This window comes from Streptomyces sp. NPDC031445 (assembly GCF_055581365.1).
Window position 1 is genome coordinate 19,630 of sequence record NZ_JBVIJO010000007.1, and the last position, 16,948, is coordinate 36,577.

At 75.2% G+C, this 16,948-nt stretch carries 12 protein-coding genes; 6 read left to right on the forward strand and 6 right to left on the reverse strand.

All coding sequences use genetic code 11. The annotated features are described in order from the left end of the window. Positions 1-193: 193 nt before the first annotated feature. Entirely contained in the window at positions 194-778 is a 585-nt protein-coding gene (locus ACZ5DC_RS19490) for a DUF488 domain-containing protein (RefSeq protein WP_468654233.1), read from the reverse strand. A gap of 310 nt (positions 779-1,088) precedes the next feature. Here ACZ5DC_RS19490 and ACZ5DC_RS19495 point away from each other — a divergent pair, with 310 nt between their 5' ends. The 4 genes from ACZ5DC_RS19495 (at position 1,089) to ACZ5DC_RS19510 (ending at position 6,404) form a co-directional block, all read left to right on the forward strand. Beyond that, positions 1,089-2,873: an N-acetylglutaminylglutamine amidotransferase gene (locus ACZ5DC_RS19495; protein ID WP_468654235.1), complete on the forward strand. Its 1,785-nt coding sequence runs from the start codon at positions 1,089-1,091 to the stop codon at positions 2,871-2,873. Beyond that, complete coding sequence (locus ACZ5DC_RS19500) at positions 2,870-5,089, forward strand: S9 family peptidase (RefSeq protein WP_468654237.1); 2,220 nt, start codon at positions 2,870-2,872, stop codon at positions 5,087-5,089. Before ACZ5DC_RS19495 ends, ACZ5DC_RS19500 begins: the two co-directional genes overlap by 4 nt. Before the next feature lie 99 nt (positions 5,090-5,188). Next, on the forward strand, positions 5,189-5,806 hold the full coding sequence (locus tag ACZ5DC_RS19505) for a peptidoglycan-binding protein (protein WP_468654239.1): 618 nt from the start codon (positions 5,189-5,191) through the stop codon (positions 5,804-5,806). 79 nt (positions 5,807-5,885) lie between these two features. Beyond that, complete coding sequence (locus tag ACZ5DC_RS19510) at positions 5,886-6,404, forward strand: flavin reductase family protein (RefSeq protein WP_468654861.1); 519 nt, start codon at positions 5,886-5,888, stop codon at positions 6,402-6,404. 29 nt (positions 6,405-6,433) lie between these two features. On the opposite strand, the gene ACZ5DC_RS19515 is transcribed toward ACZ5DC_RS19510, so the two are convergent. From ACZ5DC_RS19515 to ACZ5DC_RS19535, 5 genes are all read right to left on the reverse strand, one after another. Further along, positions 6,434-8,854 carry a SpoIIE family protein phosphatase gene (locus ACZ5DC_RS19515; RefSeq protein ID WP_468654241.1) on the reverse strand — a complete coding sequence of 807 codons (2,421 nt, stop codon included), beginning with the start codon at positions 8,852-8,854 and terminating at the stop codon, positions 6,434-6,436. Between the two features lie 133 nt (positions 8,855-8,987). Next, positions 8,988-9,368: a hypothetical protein gene (locus tag ACZ5DC_RS19520; protein WP_366750957.1), complete on the reverse strand. Its 381-nt coding sequence runs from the start codon at positions 9,366-9,368 to the stop codon at positions 8,988-8,990. Between the two features lie 342 nt (positions 9,369-9,710). After that, positions 9,711-10,628: a MurR/RpiR family transcriptional regulator gene (locus ACZ5DC_RS19525; RefSeq protein WP_468654243.1), complete on the reverse strand. Its 918-nt coding sequence runs from the start codon at positions 10,626-10,628 to the stop codon at positions 9,711-9,713. Positions 10,629-10,706: 78 nt separating this feature from the next. Further along, positions 10,707-12,434, reverse strand: coding sequence for an ArnT family glycosyltransferase (locus ACZ5DC_RS19530; RefSeq protein WP_468654245.1), 1,728 nt, complete (start codon positions 12,432-12,434; stop codon positions 10,707-10,709). 287 nt (positions 12,435-12,721) lie between these two features. Then, positions 12,722-13,372, reverse strand: coding sequence for a nucleoside/nucleotide kinase family protein (locus tag ACZ5DC_RS19535; protein ID WP_468654247.1), 651 nt, complete (start codon positions 13,370-13,372; stop codon positions 12,722-12,724). 84 nt (positions 13,373-13,456) lie between these two features. On the opposite strand from ACZ5DC_RS19535, the gene ACZ5DC_RS19540 reads away from it, so the two are divergent. Together ACZ5DC_RS19540 and ACZ5DC_RS19545 are read left to right on the forward strand one after the other, a co-directional pair. After that, entirely contained in the window at positions 13,457-14,197 is a 741-nt protein-coding gene (locus tag ACZ5DC_RS19540; protein ID WP_366750961.1) for an HAD family hydrolase, read from the forward strand. Further along, on the forward strand, positions 14,194-16,569 hold the full coding sequence (locus tag ACZ5DC_RS19545) for a glycoside hydrolase family 65 protein (protein ID WP_468654249.1): 2,376 nt from the start codon (positions 14,194-14,196) through the stop codon (positions 16,567-16,569). The genes ACZ5DC_RS19540 and ACZ5DC_RS19545 overlap by 4 nt, the downstream gene beginning before the upstream one ends. The last annotated feature ends 379 nt before the right edge of the window (positions 16,570-16,948 follow it).

The window sequence follows — 16,948 nt, forward strand, 5'->3', positions numbered from 1 at the left end:
CGGTGCGGCCGGTGCGGCCGGTGCCGAGACCCGCGGCGGCCCCGCGTGCCGGGGGGCGAGCGGGCGGGACGGGGGAACGCGCGTACTCGGTCATCGTGGCACCGTCCTCCGATCGCTGGACCGCACTCCGCGTGCCCCGCCGGGCGCCCGCCACACCCGCGCGGCGCGGGCGGCCCCGCCGGCCTGGGGGGTCTCACCCCGCCGCCCGCGGACCGTCGTCGTAGACCAGCAGGCCGTCACCGCGGAGGCGGACACCGGGCGTCGGGCTGTGCGGCGTGAGGCGGCCGTCGTGCGTCAGGTGCAGGACGAGCGCCCCGCGGGCCAGGACGGCGAAGTCGGCGATCAGCCGCCGGTGGCATCTCCACCACACCGCCTCGCTGCACATCACCGCGGTACGCTCCCCGCCCGCCTGCCGCAGCACGCCGTCCATCGCGGTCAGGAACTCCGCGCTGCGGGTGTGAGCGGCGTAGCCCCGGAAGGACTCGTTGCGCCAGACGGTGTCCGGTGAGTCCGGCGGGGGCCTGCGCCAGCCGCCCAGCCGCCGCTCCCAGCGGTAGGCGATCCGCTCCTCGGGCAGCCACTCGGCCAGCCGCTGCCGCGACAGGTCCGGGTCGCGGCGACTGCCCGGTGCGGTCCTGACGTCCACGACGGCGGCGACGCCGGCTTCCCGCAGGAGCTCCGCCAGCGCCGTCCGGTCGGCCGTGCCGTGCCCGAAGGTGACCAGCTCCGGGCCCGAGCCGGGGATACCGCCCACGCGATCGGTCGGGACAGGGTTCATACACCGAGTGCACCACGTGCGGGCGCGCCGGGTGCGCGGGGCGGGGCTTACCTGCTCAGGGCGTGGGCACTCGAACACGGCACAAGCCGCCGCAGCCGCCCGGTGCCGGCCCGTGTGCGTCCGTGTTCCCCGAAGACGTCCGGGCGCCGGTCCGGCCCGCGTGCGCTGCGGCACGTCGGCGGTGGCAGTCGCCGCATCGGCGAGCCGCGCGACACGTTCTGTCGTCTACGGAAGGGAACGTCATGTATCGCAGTACCGCCCAGCTCCGCGCCGGAGGGGCGTCCGGAGCGCCGGACGGAGGCGGGGCGTCATGTGCGGTCTGAGCGGGGAGGTCCGCTTCGACGGACGGTCGCCCGATCTCGCGGCGGTCGAGCGCATGACGGAGCGCCTCGCCGACCGCGGACCCGACGGGCAGGGCACCTGGAGACGGGGCGCGGTGGCCCTGGGACACCGCCGCCTGAAGATCATCGACCTGTCGGACAGCGGCGCCCAGCCCATGACGGACGCCCGGGGCGAGGTCACCGGCGTCTTCAACGGTTGCATATACAACTACCCGGAGCTGCGGGAGGAGCTGCGCCGCCTCGGGCACCGCTTTCGGTCGACGTCGGACACCGAGGTGGTCCTCAACGCCTACCGGCAGTGGGGGACCGCCTGCGTGGAGCGCTTCCGCGGCATGTTCGCCTTCGCGCTCACCGAGCACCGGACCGGCCGCGTCGTCCTCGCCCGGGACCGGCTCGGGATCAAGCCCCTCTACCTGGCGCGGACGCCGGGCCGGCTCCGCTTCGCCTCCACGCTGCCCGCTCTCCTGGCCGCTGGTGACGTGGACACCTCACTCGACCCGGTGGCCCTGCACCAGTACCTGAGCTGGCACGCCACGGTCGCGGCCCCGCACACCGTCCTCAACGGGGTGCGCAAGCTCCCGCCGGCCACCGTGCGGGTCGTCGAACCGGACGGCACGTACCGGGACCACTGCTACTGGCAGCCGTCCTACACGCGCCGGCCCGAGCACGCCGGCATGACGGCCGACGAGTGGCGGGACGCGGTGCTGGACGCGCTGCGCCTGGCGGTGCGCCGGCGGACGGTGGCCGACGTGCCGGTCGGTGTCCTGCTCTCCGGCGGCCTCGACTCCAGCCTCATCGTCGCGCTGCTGGCCGACGAGGGCCGGCGCGACCTGATGACGTTCAGCGTCGGCTTCGAGGCGGAGGGCGGCGAGGAGGGCGACGAGTTCCGCTACTCCGATCTGGTGGCCCGGGAGTTCGGCACCGACCACCGCCGGCTGATGGTCCCCTCCGAACGGGTCTCGACGGCCCTGGACGGGGCGTTCGAGGCGATGAGCGAGCCGATGATCAGCCACGACGTGGTCGCCTTCCACCTGCTGTCCGAGCAGGTGTCCAAGGAGGTCAAGGTCGTGCAGAGCGGGCAGGGCGCCGACGAGGTCTTCGCCGGCTACCACTGGTACCCGCAGCTGGCGTCGGTCGCCCGCGAGGACGAGCCGGAGCGGTACGCCGCGACCTACTTCGACCGGTCGCACGCCGACCTCGCCCGGATCCTGCGGCCCGAGCTGCTGCCCCGCGAGGACGTCTCGGAACGCTTCGTACGGGAGCACATGGCGCGACCGGGCGCGGAGACGGCGCTGGACGCCGCTCTCCGGCTGGACACGCACGTCATGCTCGTCGACGACCCCGTCAAGCGGGTCGACAACATGACCATGGCCTGGGGCCTGGAGGCCCGGGTGCCGTTCCTGGACCACGAACTGGTCGAGCTGGCGGCGGCCTGCCCGCCGGAACTGAAACTGGCCGACGGCGGCAAGGGCGTGCTGAAGGAGGCGGGCCGCAAGCTGCTGCCCCACGAGGTCGTCGACCGGCCCAAGGGCTACTTCCCCGTTCCGGCCATCCGGCACATGGCGGGCCCCGTCCTGCGGCGCGTGCGGGAGGCCCTGGAGGCACCGGAGGCCAGGCGCCGCGGCGTGTACCAGGACGCGTACGTGGCGGAGCTCCTCAAGGCGCCCGACGAGCACCGGACCAGGCGGGGCGCGAACGCGCTCTGGCAGATCGCTGTGCTGGAGATATGGCTGCAGACCCACGGAATCACGTGACCGACGACCTGGGCGCGCGGGTGGCGCACGGCCCGGCACCCGCCGTCATCCGCTCCGGACCTCCGGGCCCGCCGGGTGCGGGCCCCGTCCGGTCCCCGGACCGCCGTACCGGGGACGTCCTCGACGCCGCCCGGGCCGCCGCCCCCGCGCCGGTGCCGCTGCCCGAGGCGGGCGGCCCGCGCGACGCGGTGACCCGGCTGCGCGCGCACGGCTGCTGGTACCCCTCCGCGAACGCCGACGGCAGCGAGACGGCGTTCATCTGCGACCGGGGAGGCGTGCCCCAGCTGTGGGCCGGGCCCGTCGACGGCGACGAGGTGCGGCTGCTGGACTCCTCACCGGACCCCGTCAAGGAGGTGTCCTGGTCACCGGACGGCCGGTGGATCGCGTACACCACGGCGCCGGGCGGCGGTGAGCACTCACGGGTGCTCTGCGTGCGGCCCGACGGCACCGGCCGCCGGGTCCTGGCGGGGGCCGACCCGGCCAGCTCCGCCTATCTGGGCTGCTGGGCGCACGACGGCTCGGCCGTCGCCGTCACCGTCGCGGCGCCGGCCGCCGCCGCGTACGGAACCCTCACCACACGGGGCCTGGCGGACTCCGGCCCGGCCGACGGCCTGCTCGCCGGGATGCGCCCGGCGGCCGACTGGGCGGACCGGGACGGTCACGCCACGCTCCTCGGCCCGGCCGCGTACGACGCCGCCTCGGGGGTGGCGCCGGACGGGACGCCGGCCGGCACCACGGCTCCGGCGGCCCGGCCCGACGGCGGCCTGTCGGTCTACCTGATCGATCCCGACGGCCTGGCCTCGCCCGTCCTGCTCACCACCGAGACCCACGCCGCCTCCCTGCGCGCCTGCGACCTCAGCCCCGACGGCGGCCTCGCGCTGCTGCGCCGGGGGCCGCGCGGACGGCGCGAGGCGGTCGTCCTGCGCACCGCCGACTCGGTGACCACCCTCGACATGCCGGTCGCCGACGGCGATCCGTGGATCGGCCGGTTCTCCCCGGACGCGCGGACACTGTGGCTGCGCAGCAACGACGACCGCGAGTACGCCGCCCTCCTCGCCGTCGCCCTCGACGCCGACGGCGCGCCGCACGCGGTGTCGGTCGCGGCGCAGCGCGCGGAAAGCGACCTGGAACTCTTCGCGCTGGCCCAGGACGGCCGCACCGCCGCGCTCGCGTGGAACGTGCGCGGCGCGAGCGAACTGGAACTCGTCGAGACCTTCCCGACGGGACGGACCCCGGACAGCACGGGCCCGGCACGGCCGTTGCCGCTGCCCCACGAGGTCGTCACCCGCGTGACCGCCGCCGGTGCCGGACGCCTGCTGCTCGCGCTGTCGGGGTCCCAGCGCCGCCCGGGCCTGTGGTGGGCCCACGAGGGCGTGTCCCTGCTGCGCACCCCGTGGTCCTCCCAGGACGAGGACGCCGTCCCGCCGGGCCGCCCACCGGTACGCCCCGTCCCCGTGCGGCTGACCGCGCGGGACGGGCTGCCCCTGAACGGCTGGTACTACCGGGCGCCGGGGCGGTCCCCCGACGAACCGGCACCCTGCGTGATCCACCTGCACGGTGGCCCGGAGGAGCAGGAACGCCCGGTGTTCAACCCGCTCTACCACGAGCTGGTCGGGCGCGGCCTGGACGTCTTCGCCCCGGACGTCCGGGGCTCCCTGGGGCACGGCCGCTCGTTCGTCGACGCCGACCTGGGCGCGGGCCGCTTCGCCGCCCTCGACGACGTCGCGGACTGCGCGGTCCACGCGGTCACCGCCGGCCCCGCCGATCCGACGCGGCTCGCGGTCATGGGCCGCTCGTACGGCGGCTACCTCACGTTCGCCTCCCTCGTCTGGCACCCGGACCTGTTCCGCACCGGGGTGGCCGTCTGCGGCATGTCCGACTTCCTCACCTTCTTCGCCGGTACGGAGCCGTGGATCGCGGAATCGGCGGCGCACAAGTACGGCCACCCGGAGCGCGACCGCGACCTGCTGCACGCCCTGTCGCCGATGAGCCGCATCGACGCGCTGCGCGTGCCGGTGCTGGCCGTGCACGGCGAACACGACACCAACGTGCCACCGGGGGAGTCCCAGCAGTTCGTCCGGGCCGCCCGGGAACGGGGCGTCCACGCGGAACTGCTGACCCTGCGCGACGAAGGGCACGACTTCCTGCGCGCGGACAACCGGCGCCTGTTCCGCCGGGCGGCGGCCGACTGGATGCAACGGCACCTCCATCCGTGAACCCCCGCGGGGCGCTGAACGGGGCCGCGGCGGGCGCCGTATCCGAGCACGCGGGGCGCAGGAGCCCCGCCCCCGCCGGAGGGACGGAAGGAGAGCCAGGTGCCGACACCGCCCGATCCCGGACAGCCGCCGCCCGGACCGGTCCCGGAGCCCGTCCGGGTGGTGCGCCCGCGCCGCTTCGACGGCCTCGCGGAACTCATGCGGGAGATCCGGCCGCCCGGCCCCGTACACCACGAGGACGACACCCGGGAACTCCCGCCCGTACCCGCTCCGGTCTCCCGTCCCCCGGGTGTGCCCGGCGCGGGCCCGCGCCGGGCCGCCGTGGCCGCGGCCGTCGCGGCGGCGGCCCTCGCCGGCTTCGGCTGCGCCCTGCTCCTGCCAGGCCGTCAGCAGGCCGCCGCGACCGCCCGCCCGGCGCCCGCGGTCACCACCGCACCGCCGGCCACGGCCCCCGCCACCGCGCCCGACCCCGACGGCCCCGGCACCCTCCGCCAGGGCGACGCCGGACCCGAGGTCGCCGACCTGCAGCGACGCCTGCTGCGCGTCCCGGACGTCTACCGCGACGGCTCCACCAGCGGCACCTACGACACCCGCCTCACCGAGGCCGTGGCCCGCTTCCAGCTCTGGTACGGCATCAGCGGCGACGAGACGGGCGTCTACGGGAACGACACGCGCCGCGTGCTGGAGTCCCGCACCGGCTCCGGTGACGATTCATGAGCGGCGCACCGGGCACACGAGGACCACCGACGGCCCGCGCTGGCCGACGGCGGACGACGGCGGACGGGAGTGGAGCGGGATGGCGGACGAGAGCGGCACGCGGGGCCGGCAGGCACGGCCGGACCTGGACGGCTTCTTCGACCGGCTGGACCCGGACATGTGCGTGGTGACCGCCACGGCGAGCGGCAGGCGCGCCGGCTGCCTGGTCGGCTTCGCCTCGCAGTGCTCCATCCGGCCGCCCCGGTTCACCGTGTGGCTGTCCAAGGTCAACCACACCTACCGGGTCGCCCGGGACGCGCGGTTCCTCGCCGTCCATCTGCTCACCCGCGACCAGCGCGACCTGGCGGAACTCCTCGGCGGCGAGACGGGCGACGAGGTCGACAAGTTCGCGCGGCTCGCCTGGCGGGAGGGGCCCGGCGGCACCCCCGTCCTGGAGGACACGGCGGCCTGGTTCGTCGGTGCCGTCCTGCGGCGCACCGACGGCGGCGACCACGTCGGCTTCCTGCTCGACCCCGTCGAGTGGGGCGAGGGCCGCGACGGATCTCTGCTGCGCCTCTCCGACGCCGTCACCATCGACGCCGGCCACCCCGCGGACTGAACGCCGCCACCGTGACGAGTGCGGCGTCGTCAGCCCACCGCCTCCTCCGCCGCGTCCTGCACGCCTTCCAGGGGCATCCGGATGTCGAGCACGCAGACGTCGTCGCGCCGCTCGTCCGCCAGCATCGTCGCGAGCAGCGCGTCCAGGGAGCCGGATTCGCCGCTGCCGTGGTCGCGCACCGCCTCGGCCAGCCGGGCGAAGCCCGCGTCCAGGCCCTCGCCTGGGCGTTCGACCAGGCCGTCGGTGTAGAGCAGCAGCCGGTCGCCGGGTTCCAGCCGCAGCTCCCGCGACTCGTAGGCGGGGGCGGCCGTCGCGCCGAGCAGCATGCCGCCGGGCCGTTCGAGGAAGCGGACCTCGCCCCGGCGCACCAGCAGCGGCGGCGGGTGCCCCGCCTGCGCCCAGGCGAGGACCTGCCGTTCGGGGTCGTAGCGGGCGAGGACCATGGTGGCGGTGATCTGGCTGTCGCGGGAGTGCAGCAGCAGCTGGTTGAGCCGCGCCAGCGCCCCGGTGAGCGAGGAGCCGGTGCTGACCATGCCCTTCGCGGTGAACCTGAGCTGGGCCATGGTGGCTACGGCGTCGATGCCGTGGCCCGCCACGTCGCCGACCACGAACAGCGCGTCGTAGTCGGGCAGTTCGATCGCGCTGAACCAGTCGCCGCCGACGTGGATGCCGGCCTGCGCGGGCAGGTAGGCGACCTCGACGCGCAGCCCGGCCAGCAGCACCGGCTTGCTGGGCAGCGGCAGCAGGGCGTGCTGGAGCCGGGCCGCCAGCGCCCGTTCGGCCTGGAGGATGCCGCGCTGGAGCAGCATCGCGCGCTCGCTCTCCACCAGCGCGAGTTCCGCGCTGCGCTGCGCGGTGAGGTTCTGGACGAAGCCGTGCACCTCGACCGGGGTGCCGTCGGGCGCCGTGACGGCCTCGGCGACCATCCGCAGATGCCGGACCCCCTCGGGCGTCTCGACGCGGAACGGCACGTCGAACGGCTGGCCGCGGGAGACGAGCTCGGCGATGGCGTGGGCCAACGGCCCGGTGTCCTCGGGCAGGACCAGGTCGGGCAGCTCCTCCAGGCGGACCGGCCGCTGCCCGGGGCGCAGACCGAGCACGGCGTACGTCTGCGTGGCCCAGGAGATCTCCTGGGTGACCAGGTTCCAGTTCGCCCAGCCCAGGTTGCCGAGCCGCTGCACGTCGGCAAGGCGCTGCTCCTGGCGCTCCACCGGGTCGTGCCGCAGCCAGGTCACCACCAGTCGCTCGCCCAGCGGAGCGGCCCGCACGGTGTAGGTGGCGGTCACGGGCACGTCGCCGACCACGTCCTGGTAGGCGAACGGCTCGCCCTCGAAGGGCACTTTGGTCTCCAGGGCCCGCAGGTAGCCCTGCCACAGCGGTTCGCCCGCGACCGAGGGGTAGCTCTCCAGGACACGGCTGCCGACCATGGCCCGGCCGGTGCGGCCGAACACGTCGACCGCCTCCGGGGTCGCGGCGTCGATGAGGTAGTCCTCCACCTCGCCGGAGGGAGCGCGCAGCGGGGTCAGCAGGATCGCCGCGCCCGGCAGCGCGTCGAAGACCGCCTGCACGGTCTGGGAGACGTCCGCGGGCGCGCCGGCGCGCGGGCTGTCGAAGGCCCGCAGCCGGCCCGCGCACAGCCGGGCCACGGCCCGCAGCAGTTCCCGCTCGCGGTCCGTGAACGGCTCGCCGTGCCGGCGCAGCACCCCGAGGGCGACGCAGGCGGCGTCCCCGGCCGGCACCGGCAGCCAGGCCCGGGTGGGCCACCGCTCCGGGGGATCCCCGATGAGCAGGTACCGGGCGCGGTCCCGGGCGACGTCCTCCAGCCAGCGCGGCTCCCCGGACCCCAGGGCGTCCAGCGCGGCCACCTTGGTCACCGGGGGGAGCTGGCGCCACTGGGCGGCCAGGGCGGGGTCGAGGCCGGCGTACCCGATCAGTCCGAGCCCGCCCTCGGGGAGCCGCTCGTACAGCATCACCGCGTCGGCGCCCGCCTCGGAGGCGAGGTGGTCCATGAGGCAGCCGGCCAGCTCGTGAGGTGAGCCGACCCGGAGCAGGTCGCGGCCGATGTGGCCCAGGACGTCGGTCAGGTCGGTGGTGCCGGCGGGCAGGCCCTCCCAGGAGCGCACGGCGGTGGCCGCGGCGGGGGGCGTGGCGGACTGCTGCCGGGACGGCAGGGCTCCTAGGGTGAGCCAGCACTGTTCGAGGAGGGTGCGGTTGCCGTCCTTGGCGCGCTGGACCAGCTCCTGGTGGGCGGCGTCTGGGGTGCAGGAAGTGATGGCCATCAGCGCGCCCTTGGCCCGCTCCAGGACCGCGGAGGTGGCGGCGAGGTCCCGCAGTCGTTCCATCTCGGCGCGCTGCCGAGCCACGATTTTGGCCAGCGCGGCGAGGTCGGCGCCGGTTCCGCGGTCCGCCGGGGGCAGGGGCTCGCTCGTCACGCGATGAGCATCGCACATCCGGGACCGCTCGATCACTCGTCTGCCGGGTCGGGATGCACACGACCGGTGGACAGCAGGGGGCGGCCCGGGAGGCGGCGCGGCGAGGCGGCGGGAGGAGCGGTGAGGGGCGTGGATGAGCGGGCCGGCCAGGTCAGCGGGCGGTGCCACGGGTGGCCAGGGCCTCGCTGACCGCGCGCACGCTGCGGGCGATGTGCTGCAACTGCAGCACTTCCGCCGCGTACAGCTTGATCGTGTGCTCGATCACCGATTCGGGCAGCCCGAGCACGGGCAGCTCGGCCCGCGCGGTCTGCAGGGCGGTGCGCGCGACCCGGATCTCCTGCTGCACCTGGATCTGCGCGTGCCGGGCCAGCAGGACCGGGTACCGGATGAGCGCCGGGTAGCTGGCGTAGCGCGCGGGGATCAGCTCCCGCAGCCACTTGGCGGCCGAGCGCTCCCAGTCGTACGAGCCCGGCGTCTTGACCTGACAGGGCCAGTCCCGACTGATGCGCGTGCTGGTCAGGGTCATGTCCATCGCTTCCGGTGGTGCGGTGTCGGAGGGTGGCCGACGGGTTCGGGGCGGCCCCGGTCCAGGGGATGACCGGGGCCGCCACGGGCGCGTCGCGCAGACGGCGCGCCCCGGTGCACCCCGGGCGCCGACGTGGGTAGGGACGGCGGCGCGGGGTGTCCGTGCGCGGGCCCCGGACGAGCGGGGGAGCCCGCCGAGCAGTATTTATATATGCCGACCGGTTTTCAAGACGTATGAAAACATTCATGCGCGTTATGCGGTGAATCATCCCCGTCCACGGCACGGACGACCGCAAGATCTTCACGGATGCCCGCAACGGGCGGAAGGATCGGCCTGACCGGCCCCGGCTCAGTCCCTCAGGAAGAACTGGTGCTGCTCGGAGAGCTGTTCGTACTTCTCCAGCCGGGCCTGGGTGCGCTCCGGATCGGCGTCGGTCATGGCCTGCAGCAGCGCCGCGGCCAGCACCCCGGGCGCCGCGTAGGAGTCGAACACCAGCCGGGAGCCGGTGCCGGTCGCGAAGGTGACGTCGGCCTCGTCGGCCAGCGGCCCCAGCGCCAGGTCCGTCACCAGGGCGACCTTCAGGCCTGCGCCGCGCGCCACCCGGACGGCGTGCAGCGTCTCCTGGGAGTGCCGGGGCATGGCGAAGGCCAGCACCCAGCCGCCGCCGGCCTCGCGGGCCTGCAGCAGCGCGTCGTAGGCCACGCTGCCGCCGCGGGTCACCAGCCGCACGTCCGGGTGGATACGGCGGGCCGCGTAGCCGAAGTACTCGGCGAGCGACACCGAGATGCGCAGGCCCAGCACGGTCAGCGGGGTGGAGCGGGACAGCTCGCGGCCGACGTGGATGACCCGGTCGGGGTCGGCGAAGTCCCGCCGCAGGTTCTCCAGGTTCTCGATCTCGGCGTCGACGGCCGCCTGCAGCTCGTTGGCCCGGTTCTCCTCGCCGGGCCCCCCGGCGAGGCTGCTCAGCGCGATCGACTGGAGCCTCTCGCGCAGCGCCGGATAGCCGCTGAAGCCGACGGCGGCGGCGAACCGGGTGACGGAGGGCTGGCTGACCCCGACCCGGTCCGCGAGCTCGGTGATCGACAGGAACGCGGCCTCGGTGATGTGCTCGATCAGGTACTGGGCGATGCGCCGCTGCCCCGGTGACAGACGCGGGCCGTCGAACAGCTCCCTGAGCCGGGAGGTCGGAGCGGCCTCGGCCGCGGGCACCGTCCTGCCCGACGTGATCGCTGATGCCTGTGCGCGTGCCTGCTGCGGCGAGGGCACCGGTCGGCCTCCTTTGTCTGCCACGAGGACTCAACATAGCTCACCGCCCGTAGCGACCAGGGGGTTGAGACACCGGGCTCACCGCACGTACAGGCCGATGGAATGGCCCACTTCGCCGACCGGCCGGCTGCTCGCCAGCAGCCGCGCGAGCCGGCCGCGCGCCTTGGCGGCGGCGGAGTCCGACACCACCAGCAGCCCGTGCACCCGCTCCGGCGGCACCGCGCGCGGATCGGCGGCTTCGATGCCGTAGTACGACGGGACGCCGCTGCCCTTGTACACCAGCCACACCCGCCGGCCCGGGTACCGCTCCCGCAGCCGGTCGGCGAGCCGTCCCAGGTCCTGGCCCCAGTCCACGTTCGAATCGTGCAGCAGCCGGTGGGTGCGCTCCGGACCGCCGAACGCCTCGTTGGCGTACGGCAGGTAGTACGGGAACGTCCGCAGCGAGCTCACCGCCACCCACAGCACCAGGGCGCCGGTCAGGAGCCCGCGCCACCGCCACCGCAGGGCCGGCACACAGGCCGCCGCCACCGCGAGGAACACCGGCACGCACAGCGCGTACCGGGTGCCGAAGTCCCGCGACCCCGTCATCGCCGCCGCGAGCAGCACCACGGGCGGCACCAGCAGGTACGGCGCGGCCGGACGCAGCCGCCGTACCGCCACGACCGCGACCGCACCGGCCGCGCCCAGCGCCAGCAGCCCGAGCGGGGTCTTCACCAGCAGTGCGGCCGGCAGGTAGTACCAGAGCGAGCCGGTGTACAGGTGCCCGAACAGGTACCCCTGCCAGGGCTGCTGCTCCAGCCCGAACTGCACCCGCATCCCCGCCCGGTACGCCGGCGGCACCGGCAGCAGCTCCACCAGCCGCGCCCGCGCCCCGTGCACACCCGGCACCGGCCCGGCCGGTGCGAACCCCAGCCGGGGGTCGACGACGAGGTACGCGGCCCACACGACGGCGAGGGCCACGACCGCGACGACGACGGCGGCCACCACCGCCGACACCGCCGGACGCCGCGCCCCGAGCCAGGCCAGGGGCCACCGCCGCGGGGCCGGGGCGGACCGGTGGGCGGCGAGGGCGGACACCGCCGCCAGCGCCATCAGCACCGGCACCGCGGGCAGGGCGCTCATCCTGGTCGCCGCGGCCGCGCCCAGCGCCGCCCCCGCGAGCGGCAGGTACAGGACGGGGCGGCGCCGGGCCCGCCACACCAGCCAGGCAGCGGTCAGGACGGCTCCGGCCGCCGGCAGGTCCAGCGTGGCCAGGGAACCGTGCGCGATCACGTCGGGCGAGAACGCGTACAGGGCGAGCGCGACCAGGCCGCCCGCCGTACCCGTCAGGTCCCGGGCGAAGGCGGCCACCACCAGCCCGCACAGCAGCGTCACCGCGATCACCGGCAGCCGCGCCCACAGCATCAGCCGCCAGGGGTCGTTGCCCGACGCGTACAGCAGGTGCCGGCCCGCCTGCCCCTGGTCGCCGGGGTACGACGGGTCGTAGCGCGGGTCCGCCACCGCCACCCCGGCCGCGATCAGCAGCTTTCCGAGCGGCGGGTGCTCGGGGTTGTAGCGCAGCCGGTGCTCGCGCAGATAGTCGGTGGCCGTGGCGACGTACACCGGCTCGTCGATGGTGGGGGTCTGCCGCACCGCCGTGGTGACCATCGCCGCGGCCATCTGCCCGAGGAGCAGGACGACCAGCACCGGCGGCAGCCACCGCCGGTGCCGGCGCGGCCGGGCCCACCGCCCCGACGGGTCCTGTCGTGCCGGGACCGCGGCGGGGGCGGCGGGGGTGAGGACCGGGTGCCGTTCGCGCGCCATCATCCGTCCCGCGGCGGAAGGGGCCGGGCGGCGGCGGGCGGGCCGCCGGGCCCGATCACCGCCCCGCCGTCGCCCCGCCGCCCCCGCGGCCCTCACCGCCGTACGCGTCACACCGGCAGACCTTCTGCCGTGCACACGGATACGGCCCGCAGCCGCTCGGGGTTCACCCCGGCCAGTCACATCGCTGTGCCTGCCGGAACCGGCCTGCGGGAGCGGCCCCGCCGACGAGCGCGGCAACCGGCGCCCGTTCGTGTCCGGTCGGCACGGCGCCGCAGGCCGGTGCCGGGACGTCAGCTCACGGCGAGCAGCACACCGGCCGGCACCACCAGGTCCGCCCACTGCCGCGTCGTCGCCACCAGCTCGGCGTTGCGCTGGTCCGATCCGCGCACCCAGGCCACGGCCGCCTCGTGCTCCTTGCCGAACTCCTCGTGGCGGGCGACCAGCCGGCGGATCCGCTCCTCCTCGGCGATCTCGCAGAACCACACCTCGTCCAGGCACGGACCCACCCGCGCCCACGAACCCTCCCGCAGCAGCAGGTAGTTGCCCTCGGTCACCACCAGCCGGGCCCCCGGCGGCACCGGGATCGCGCCCGCGAGCGGCTGCTCCAGCACCCGCTCGAACCCCGGCGCATACACCACCTCGCCGGTCTCCTCGCGCAGCCGCCGCAGCAGCGCCGCGTACCCGGCCGCGTCGAAGGTGTCCGGAGCGCCCTTGCGGTCCCGGCGGCCCAGCCGGTCCAGTTCGGCGTCCGCGAGGTGGAAACCGTCCATCGGCACGTGCGCCGCCCACGGCGGGCCGTCGCCGTTCAGCGCGCCCACCAGGCGCTCGGCCAGTGTCGTCTTGCCCGAACCGGGACTGCCCGCGATGCCGAGCAGGGCACGCCGGCCGTCCCGGGGCAGGGCGCGGGCACGGGCGATGAGGTCGTCGAAGGTCAGCGGCACACGGAGAGTGTGGCATCCCCCGCCTGCCGGGAGTGTGGCGTGCGCCACTCACTGGACGGCCGCTTCGCGGGGAACAGTCCGGATATGACTCAGCTCGGTCTGCCCGACACCATCCAGGCCTGCCTCTTCGACCTCGACGGGGTCGTCACCAAGACCGCCGTCGTGCACGCGGCGGCCTGGAAGGAGACGTTCGACGCCTTCCTGCGCGACTACGAGGGGGAACAGGGGCGGCCGTTCGACGCCGCCTCCGACTACGACGAGTACGTCGACGGCCGCCCGCGTGCCGACGGCGTCCGCGCCTTCCTCGCCTCACGCGGCATCCACCTCCCCGAAGGCGGCCCGGACGATCCGCCGGACGCCCGCACCGTGCACGGCCTCGGCAACCGCAAGAACGACCTGCTGCTGGAGAAGATCCGCACCGGCGGGGTCGAGGCCTACGAGGGCACCCTGCGGTATCTGGAGGCGGTGCGCGCCGCGGGGCTGCGCACCGCGATCGTCTCCTCCAGCGCCAACTGCCGGGACGTGCTGCGCGCGGTCGGCGCCGAGCACTTCTTCGACGTCCGGATCGACGGCGTGGTCGCGGCCGAGCGGAACCTGCCGGGCAAGCCGCACCCCGACACCTTCCTCGCCGCCGCCCGGGACCTCGGCGTCGAGGCGTCCCGCGCTGCCGTCTTCGAGGACGCGCTGGCCGGCATGGACGCCGGGCGCGCGGGCGGCTTCGGCCACGTCGTGGGCGTCGACCGGGTGGGCCAGACCGACGCGCTGTACGCGCACGGCGCCGACATCGTCGTCAAGGACCTGGCCGAACTGGGAGGCAAGCAGTGATCACCGACCGCTCCTACGGCGTCGAACCGTGGACCGTCCGGGAGACCGCCCTCGACCTCGACGTCCTCGCCCAGAGCGAGTCGGTGTTCGCCCTGTCCAACGGGCACGTCGGCTGGCGCGGCAACCTCGACGAGGGCGAACCGCACGGCCTGCCCGGCAGCTACCTCAACGGCGTCCACGAGGTGCATCCGCTGCCGTACGCGGAGGCCGGCTACGGCTACCCGGAGTCCGGGCAGACCGTCATCAACGTGACCAACGGCAAGGTCATCCGGCTGCTGGTGGACGACGAGCCGTTCGACCTGCGCTACGGCCGGCTCGTCGCCCACGAACGCGTCCTGGACCTGCGCCGCGGGGTGCTGGAGCGGACCTGCGAGTGGACCTCTCCGGCCGGTTCCACGGTACGGGTGCGCTCCACCCGGCTGGTCTCGCTCACCCAGCGGGCCGTGGCCGCCGTGGCGTACGAGGTGGAGGCCGTCGGCAGCCGCAGCCGGGTGGTGATCCAGTCCGAGCTGGTCGCCAACGAGAGCCTGCCCGACCCCGACGGCGACCCGCGCGCGGCGAAGGCGCTGAAGTCCCCGCTGGAGCAGGAGGACGGCTTCGCCTCCGGCAACCGGCTGCGGCTGGTGCACCGCACCCGGCGCAGCGGTCTCAGGGTGGCCGTGGCCGCCGACCACGTCGTCACCGGACCCGAACGCACCACCAGCCGCAGCGAGAGCGGCATCGACGTGGCGCGGCTGACCGTCACCTCGGTGCTGGAGCCCGGACAGACCCTGCGGGTGGAGAAGCTGGTCGCCCACGGCTGGTCCGGCACCCGGTCGCTGCCCGCGATGGCCGACCAGGTCGACGCCGCGCTCGCCGCCGCCGGGCACGACGGCTGGCAGGGCCTGCTCGAGGACCAGCGGGCCTGGCTGGACGACTTCTGGGCCCGCGCCGACGTCGAGGTGGAGGGCGACGAGGAGATCCAGCAGGCCGTCCGGTTCGCGCTGTTCCACGTCCTCCAGGCCGGCGCCCGCGCCGAGCAGCGCGCCATCCCCGCCAAGGGGCTCACCGGCTCCGGCTACGACGGGCACGCCTTCTGGGACACCGAGATGTTCGTGCTGCCCGTGCTCACCCACACCGCGCCCGGCGCCGTCGCCGAGGCGCTGCGCTGGCGGTACAACACCCTGGACGAGGCCCGCGAACGCGCGGCCCAACTCGGGCTCGCCGGCGCCGCGTTCCCCTGGCGGACCATCGCCGGGCCGGAGGGCTCCGCGTACTGGCCGGCCGGCACCGCCGCCTTCCACGTCAACGCCGGCATAGCCGACGCCGTCGTCCGGCACGTCCAGGCCACCGGCGACACCGCCTTCGAGCGGGAGACCGGCGTGGAACTGCTGGTGGAGACGGCCCGGCTGTGGCGCTCGCTCGGCCACCACGACATCCACGGCGTCTTCCACCTCGACGGCGTCACCGGCCCCGACGAGTACAGCGCGGTCGCCGACGACAACACCTACACCAACCTGATGGCCCGCCAGAACCTGCTCGCAGCCGCCGACGCCGCCGAACGCCATCCCGACCAGGCGCGGCGGCTCGGGGTGGACGAGGAGGAGAGCGCGGCCTGGCGGGACGCGGCCGACTCCATGCACGTCCCCTACAACCACGAACTCGGGGTCCACGAGCAGCACGCCGGCTTCACCCGCTACCAGCGCTGGGACTTCGAGGGCACCCGCCCCGACCAGTACCCGCTGCTGCTCCACTTCCCCTACTTCGACCTCTACCGCAAGCAGGTCGTCAAACAGGCCGACCTGGTGCTGGCCATGTACACCTGCGGCGACTGGTTCGAGCAGGGGCACGACGAGGAGCAGATCGCCCGGAACTTCGCCTACTACGAGCCGCTGACCGTCCGCGACTCCTCCCTGTCCGCCTGCTGCCAGGCCGTCATCGCCGCCCAGACCGGCCACCTGGACCTCGCCTACGCCTACACCGCCGAGGCAGCGCTGATGGACCTCCAGGACCTGGAGCACAACACGCGGGACGGACTGCACATCGCCTCCCTCGCCGGCACGTGGATGGCCCTGGTCGCGGGCTTCGGCGGCATGCGGCACGACGGCGACCGGCTGCGGTTCGCCCCCCGCCTGCCCGAGCGGCTGCGCCGCCTGGCCTTCAACATCCAGTTCCGCGGGCGCAGGCTGCGCGTGGACATCGGCGCGGACAAGGTGACGTACGCGCTCCTCGACGGCCCGCCGCTGACGCTCCGCCACCACGGCGAACCGCTCACGGTCAGCACCGACGGCCCGGCCGTCCGCGCGGTACCGCCGGCACCCCGGCGCCCCACGCCGCGACAGCCGCCGCACCGGGGACCGGGCGGCGGGGAAGGCGGCGCGTTCGGGGGGTGAGCGGCTGCCGGACCGGGCGGGACGGGGTGTCCGTGCGGCGGCCCGGTGGACGGGTCCGGGTGCCGGTGGTGGCCCGGCCCCGTCACCGGCCGGCGACCGAGTGCCGCCGCGCAGACGAAGCGCCATGGTGCTCGCGCCCCGGTCGCCGACGGCACCGGCGGTGAGCAGGCCGGGGTGCCGGGTGCCGGGTGCTGCCGCGCGGGGTTCGTGGCCGTCAGCCGAGCGTGCCGGGGAGGAGGGCCGGGAAGGTGCCGGCGGCGGGGGGTGCCGCCGTGCGGGGCTCGTGACCCTCAGTGGAGCGCGCCGGGCCGCGGGTGCAGCGGGTGGGGGAGGAGGGCGGGGAAGGCGGGGCTCGCGGCCTTGAGTTGAGCGTGCCGGG

Bases quoted from the DNA above. Each gene is read 5' to 3' on its own strand.
- ACZ5DC_RS19530 (WP_468654245.1), bottom strand. From the start codon at position 12,434: ATGATGGCGCGCGAACGGCACCCGGTCCTCACCCCCGCCGCCCCCGCC.
- ACZ5DC_RS19510 (WP_468654861.1), top strand. From the start codon at position 5,886: ATGGCGGACGAGAGCGGCACGCGGGGCCGGCAGGCACGGCCGGACCTG.
- ACZ5DC_RS19490 (WP_468654233.1), bottom strand. From the start codon at position 778: ATGAACCCTGTCCCGACCGATCGCGTGGGCGGTATCCCCGGCTCGGGC.
- ACZ5DC_RS19520 (WP_366750957.1), bottom strand. From the start codon at position 9,368: ATGGACATGACCCTGACCAGCACGCGCATCAGTCGGGACTGGCCCTGT.
- ACZ5DC_RS19495 (WP_468654235.1), top strand. From the start codon at position 1,089: ATGTGCGGTCTGAGCGGGGAGGTCCGCTTCGACGGACGGTCGCCCGAT.
- ACZ5DC_RS19515 (WP_468654241.1), bottom strand. From the start codon at position 8,854: ATGTGCGATGCTCATCGCGTGACGAGCGAGCCCCTGCCCCCGGCGGAC.
- ACZ5DC_RS19540 (WP_366750961.1), top strand. From the start codon at position 13,457: ATGACTCAGCTCGGTCTGCCCGACACCATCCAGGCCTGCCTCTTCGAC.